We start from the raw sequence: 5,948 nt of genomic DNA on the forward strand, positions 1-5,948 counted from the left end.
GTCGTCCACCATGCGCACTTCCAGCGTGGCGGTACGGCCGATGATGTCTTTGGCCTTGGCCGTGTCTTGCACACCAGGCAACTGCACAACCACACGGTCCAGGCCTTGTTGCTGGATCACAGGCTCAGCCACGCCAAGTTCATTGATCCGGTTGTGCAAGGTGGTGATGTTCTGCTTGAGCGCCTGCTCCTGGATGGTGTGCTCTGACTTGGGGGCCAGCTTGCCCACCAGGGTCACATCACCCGATTCATCCGTACCATCGGTCCAGACCAGATCCTGCAGGGCATCGCCCAGCACAGGACGAGCAGCCTTTCGGCCCGCATCATCACGGAAGCGCACGATCACGGATTGGCCGTCGCGGCGGATACCGCTGTGGCGTATGTCCTTGTCGCGCAGCAGGGTGCGCATGTCACCGCTGAGGCTTTCCAGCTTCTGCGTCAGCGCGGCCTTCATGTCAACCTGCATCAGGAAGTGCACGCCACCGCGCAAGTCCAGACCCAGGTACATGGGCTGCGCATGCATGGCGCGCAGCCACGATGGCGAGCGCGACAGCAGGTTCAGCGCCACGATGTAGTGCGGATCCGTTGCGTCGGGATTGAAGGCGCGCGTGATGATGTCACGGGCCTTGAGCTGGGTGTCGGCGTCCTTGAAGCGGGCGCGCACCGAGTTGCCATCGAATTCAACGAAGTCAGCCGTCAAACCGCCAGCCTTGAGGGCTGCCTCCACCTTGGCCACCGATTCGGTATTGAGCTTGAGCGTGGCCTTGCCGCTGGACAGCTGCACGGCCGGCGCCTCACCGAAGAAGTTGGGCAAGGTGTAGATCAGGCCGATGAACAGGGCCACGGCAATGATCAGGTACTTCCACCAGGAATAGCGGTTCATGAAATCCTCGACTGACAGCCAGCTTGCGCTGTGTTCTTATTTGTAGGTGCCCTTGGGCAGGACCTGAACGATGGCCACGCGCTGCAGTTGCAGCTCGACGCCATTGGACACTTCCACGCTGACGAAGGTTTCGCCGATCTTGGTGATCTTGCCGATCACGCCACCTTGGGTGACCACTTCATCGCCCTTGCTCAAAGCCTCGAGCATGGACTTGGTTTCTTTCTGGCGCTTCATCTGCGGGCGGATCATGACGAAGTACAGGACCACGAACATGAGCACCAGGGGCAAAAAGCTCATCAAACCACCCTGCGCACCAGCGGCAGGAGCGGCGGCCTGGGCATAGGCTTCGGAAATAAACACGGCAATATCCTTCAAACAAAGGGCCGAGGCGCCTTGCTCGACTGAGCAACGGGCGCGCCGGCCAAAACCAATCGATTGTATGCGGCGGGCGTGACATCTCGCCCGGGGGCTTACCGCCAGCCGCGAAAGCAGCCAGGCGGAGGGCTTTTACAGCACGTACTTGACCATCGGGTGCGAAGTCAGGCTGCGGTAAATATTGTCCAGTTGCGTGCGGCTGGTGGCCGTGACCGTGATGGTCAGGCCCAGGTAATTGCCGCTGCTGCTGGGGCGGCGCTGGATGGTGGCCGCATCAAACCCAGGATCGTGTTCGAGCACGATGGCCACGACCCCGGCCACGAAGGCCTCGTTGTGCACACCCATCACTTTGATAGGGAAGGCGCACGGGTATTCGATGAGCGACTGCTCGGGCGGGATGTAGGGGTTGGCGGGCGTGTGATCTGGCTGACTCATGTCGGCCTCCTTCTTCTACGAACTCCGGTAGTGACCGGAAGCAAAAACGGGGGCAAGCTTACTTGATGCCCAGGCGGATGGCATCCCAGGCGCGCCCCAGCCAGCCGGCGCTGGGCACCGCATCGAGCGTCTGCAAGGGCACGTTCTGCCAGGTCTGAGTGCCCACTTTGATCGTCAGGGTACCGACCGACTGCCCTTGCGCCAAGGGCGCCAATAACGGGTCATTGCGCGTCAAGCTGGTCTGGATGGCGCCAGCCTGGCCGCGCGGCACCACCACCAGCAGCGGCGTGGCACGGCCCAGGCGGACCGTGGAGGCCTGGCCCTTCCAGACTTGGGCGGTCGTCACGCTCTGGTTGGCATCAAACAACTTGACCACATCAAAAGCGCTGTAGCCCCAGTTGAGCAGCTTCTGGCTTTCGTTGGCGCGAGACTCGGGCGATGCGGCCCCCACCACCACGCTCAACAAGCGACGCTCACTGCCTTGCAAGCTGCGGCGCGCCGTGGCGATGAGGCCATATCCTGCCGCTTCCGTGTAGCCGGTCATCATGCCGTCCACCGATGGATCGCGAAACAGCAGCAAGTTGCGACTGACCTGCCTGTACCCGTTGTGGCTGTATTCCTTGAGGCTGGCATAGCTCATGACCTGAGGAAAATCCGTCATCAGGCGCGCAGCGACAAGAGACAGCTCCCGGGCCGTGCTGACATGCCCCTTGGCGCTCAGGCCTTCCGGGTTGACGAAGTGCGTCGCCTTCAGCCCCATCACCTGCGCCTGTCGGTTCATCATGCCAACAAAGGCATCGACCGAACCGGCCACACCTTCGGCCAGGGCCACGGCGGCATCGTTGCCGTTCTGAACCAACATGCCTTTGAGCAATTCGTCCACCCGGACCTTGCTGTTGGCCTCCAGAAAGGAGCGCGAGGCCCCCGTCATGCCTGTGCGCCAGGCGCGATCCGAGATCACGAGCTCCTGCTCCAGCCGGAGCTTGCCCTCCTGCACGGCCAGCAAGGCCATATAGGCTGTCATCAGCTTGGTCATGGAAGCGGGCTCGATCACGGCGTCGGCGTTGCGTGCAGCCAGGGTCTGGCGCGAGCTCATGTCTTGCAAGACAAAAGCGCGCGCGGCGATCTCCGGCGGCAAAGGCATGGCCGCAGCGGGCTCGGCGAAGAAACCGGCACTGGCAGGCACGACGGGCGCGGTGGATGCGGCCGAAGCGGCGGCGCGAGTATCGGCCGCATGCGCGGGGGACTCACCCAAACACAGGCCGCCAAATAGCGCCAGCATCGGTACGGCCAGCGTCAACCGGCGGGACATCAGAACAGAAAGCATGGGAAGCGATATGGTGCCGGAGCGGCCAATTGCAAGGCGACAAGGCAAGCCTGGTGGCGCCCCGGGGAATTCGGACGACAAGGCGCGAGCTTACTCGCTCCCGACCCGGCCCGATGCCTGAGGGGTACCCAAAGCCTTGACGGCCGCATCCGCCAGCAGATGCCGCAGCACGATCTCGCGCAGACGGGTCAACTGGCCATGATAGAAATGGCCCGTGCCTGGCACGACCGTGACCGGCACCGCATGGGGTCGCGCCCACTCCAGCACGCTGCTCAATGGCACAACATCATCCTGCTCGCCTTCGACCACCAGGGTTTGCGGCGGCACCTGCGGCACATCGAAGCGCGACACCGCCGGGCTGATCAGCACCAGTTGAGCCGGCACCTGGATGTTGGGCTGGTTGGCGGCGGCCTGGGCCAGCCGGGCATAGACCTGCGCGGCCACATACCCGCCAAAAGAGAACCCGGCCAGCGCCACCGGCAGGCCCTGCATGGCCGGATCGCGCTGGAAATGCCCCATCACGGCCATCAGATCCACCGACTCGCCCCGGCCCTCATCCCAACTGGCTTCGGACTTGCCAACGCCACGGAAATTGAAACGCACGGCCCGCCACCCGGCCAGCACAAAGGCACGCACCAAGGTGTGCACTACCTTGTTGTCCATCGTGCCCCCCATCAAAGGATGAGGATGCGCGATGACTGCCAACCCGATGGGCGGCGAGTTCACCGGATCTTCAACCACCACTTCGAGCAGGCCGGCTGGGCCCTCGATGGTGCTGGAGGCGGGGCGTCCCAACATGATGCTCAGCGCCCCACGTCTGGCAGCAGCACCAGGCGTTCGACCACCTCACCCTTGAGGAGGTGGCGATCCACGATTTCATCGATGTCGGACTTGTCGACAAAGGTGTACCAGGTGCCTTCCGGGTACACCACGGCCACCGGCCCACCCGCACAGCGATCCAGGCATCCCGCCTTGTTGACGCGGACTTTGCCCGGCCCGCTCTCACCGGCATCGGCAATGCGGCGTTTGCAGTGGTCAAAGCCGTCCTTGGCAGCATGGTCGGCGCAAGAGGCCTCGCCATTGATGCGCTGGTTCAGGCAGAAGAAGATGTGGCGCTGGTAATAACTCATGTCCGCATTCTAGAAAGTTCACGCGGGCTCTGTGGACCCGAGGGTTTCCCGACTCCACAGACGCCCCAGCAGCCAGAACAGGGCCACATAAGGCCACAGGATGCCAAGCCAGCGGGACAGACCATGGAAACGGATAAAGCGCCCGTTCTCCCATGCCTGAAGCGTCTGCGCATAGTAAGGATCCAGCGGCGCCAGATGGATGAGCCCGATCAAGAAAAGTACAACCAGTACGCCCAGCACCGCGCAGGTCGTGCGGCTGCGGTTCACCAGGGCGATGCCACCGAACGCACCCAGCGACATCCCCAACGCCGCCGGCATGGTCACCCAGGTGAACGCGTGCTCAGGCCCGAAGTTGAGCGCCGTGGACAGCGTCGTGACGCCAATACCCAGCAAGGCGAGTCCGGACAGCAAGGTCACACGCAGGGAGCGCGGACGCGCCACCGCGCAGGCGACGCACATGGGCGCCAGCAAGCCGGCCGTGGTGGTCAGGGACTCGATCAGAGGCGCCCAACTGGACGACGCCACCGCCGAGTGAAAGGACGACCACAGCGTCAAGGGGTCTGCAGGCAGGATCCAGGGCTGCAAGGGCGTATCGCGCGTAGCCTCCATCAACAGCACACGCATGCGCGGCAGCAATTGCCCCTCACCCAATGGCAAAGGCGGCGGAAACAGCAGCCCCAAAGGCCACATCCATAACAAGGCCAGACCATGCCCGGCTTGCGCAATGAACCAGCGCTCGCGCAAGCGGTGCCATACATCGACCAGACCCAGCGCATGGATGGTCAAGGCGGCCAACGCCCCCCAGGCCATGCCCAGCGTATTGAGAATCCAGTCGGTGATGGAGGGCACGCGCGTCGGGATCGTGTACTGGATCAATTCCAGGCCATATGACATGGCCGAACCTGCCATCACGGTCATCAAGGCAGAGACAACTGGCCCCCGCCCACTGCGCAGATGCGCCACACACATGATGAGACCAAAAGGCAGATACCCCAGGATGTTGGCCACAAGGTCATTGGCCACCTCGAAGCCCAGTTTGGGCAAAACCCAGCGGAACACCTGCCCCTCAGGCCAGTGCCAACCGCTCCAGGGATGCAGCGAGGCATAGACGATGAGGGCGGCGGCCACCCAAGTCAGAGGCCAGGCGGAACTGCGATGCAAGGACATCTCACCAGCAATCCGAAGCAGCTCACCCGATGGTGGGCTTGAGCACGACCAGGAAGACGATGGCCGCAAACAGCAACACTGACACCTCGTTGAACACCCGGAACCACTTGTGGCTGCGGCGGTTGCTCAAGCCCTCGAAATCCCGCAAAAGCTTGCGGCACACATGGTGATAACCCACGACCCCTATGACGAGGATCAACTTCAGGTGCAGCCAGATTTGCCCCGGGCCCTTGCCCATGCCAAAGTAAAGCCACAGCAGCAGACCAAAAGTCAGCGCCAGTGTCATCAGCATGTTGCTGAAGCGGTAGAGCTTGCGGGCCATGAGCAGCAGGCGCTCTCGCTCTGCGTGGCTGTCGGACGGCACCATGGCCAGATTCACGAACAGCCTTGGCAGATAGAACAGCCCGGCGAACCAGCTGGCCACGAAGATGATGTGCAGGGCCTTGACCCAGAGATAGGCGTTGCTCATGGCGGAATTATGAACAGCAGCCCGGGTGCGAAAGCACACCAAAACCCATCGCTGAAAAAAAAAGAGCCCCGGCACAAGCCGGGGCTTTCAAGCCTTAACGCTGTCATCACGGTAAGGCACCTGCTCAGGGAGGAAAAGCAGGGAATGAAGCCTTGCGGCGTAT

The 5,948-nt window shown here is 62.6% G+C and carries 7 protein-coding genes and 1 pseudogene; all 8 read right to left on the reverse strand.

What is annotated here, in order from left to right:
• Positions 1–882 (reverse strand): annotated as a pseudogene (locus tag EPO09_RS20265) (protein translocase subunit SecD); the annotation flags it as partial.
• Between the two features lie 36 nt (positions 883–918).
• Positions 919–1,242 carry a preprotein translocase subunit YajC gene (yajC, locus tag EPO09_RS20270; RefSeq protein ID WP_290646066.1) on the reverse strand — a complete coding sequence of 108 codons (324 nt, stop codon included), beginning with the start codon at positions 1,240–1,242 and terminating at the stop codon, positions 919–921.
• Between the two features lie 147 nt (positions 1,243–1,389).
• Entirely contained in the window at positions 1,390–1,692 is a 303-nt protein-coding gene (locus tag EPO09_RS20275; RefSeq protein ID WP_290646069.1) for a DUF493 family protein, read from the reverse strand.
• A 58-nt stretch (positions 1,693–1,750) separates the two neighbouring features.
• The gene (locus EPO09_RS20280) at positions 1,751–3,019 is read right to left on the reverse strand and encodes a D-alanyl-D-alanine carboxypeptidase family protein (RefSeq protein ID WP_290646071.1); all 1,269 of its coding nucleotides are present in this window, start codon (positions 3,017–3,019) and stop codon (positions 1,751–1,753) included.
• Positions 3,020–3,109: 90 nt separating this feature from the next.
• Positions 3,110–3,817, reverse strand: a complete 708-nt coding sequence (locus EPO09_RS20285) for an alpha/beta fold hydrolase (protein ID WP_290646073.1) — start codon at positions 3,815–3,817, stop codon at positions 3,110–3,112.
• Between the two features lie 5 nt (positions 3,818–3,822).
• The gene (locus tag EPO09_RS20290) at positions 3,823–4,149 is read right to left on the reverse strand and encodes a (2Fe-2S) ferredoxin domain-containing protein (protein ID WP_290646075.1); all 327 of its coding nucleotides are present in this window, start codon (positions 4,147–4,149) and stop codon (positions 3,823–3,825) included.
• An 18-nt stretch (positions 4,150–4,167) separates the two neighbouring features.
• Positions 4,168–5,310 (reverse strand): VanZ family protein, encoded by a 1,143-nt coding sequence (locus EPO09_RS20295; RefSeq protein WP_290646077.1) that lies wholly within the window; start codon positions 5,308–5,310, stop codon positions 4,168–4,170.
• Positions 5,311–5,338: 28 nt separating this feature from the next.
• Positions 5,339–5,785 carry a CopD family protein gene (locus EPO09_RS20300; RefSeq protein ID WP_290646079.1) on the reverse strand — a complete coding sequence of 149 codons (447 nt, stop codon included), beginning with the start codon at positions 5,783–5,785 and terminating at the stop codon, positions 5,339–5,341.
• Positions 5,786–5,948: the final 163 nt, after the last annotated feature.

Source organism: Aquabacterium sp. (genome assembly GCF_004297345.1).
Taxonomy (GTDB): domain Bacteria; phylum Pseudomonadota; class Gammaproteobacteria; order Burkholderiales; family Burkholderiaceae_C; genus Aquabacterium.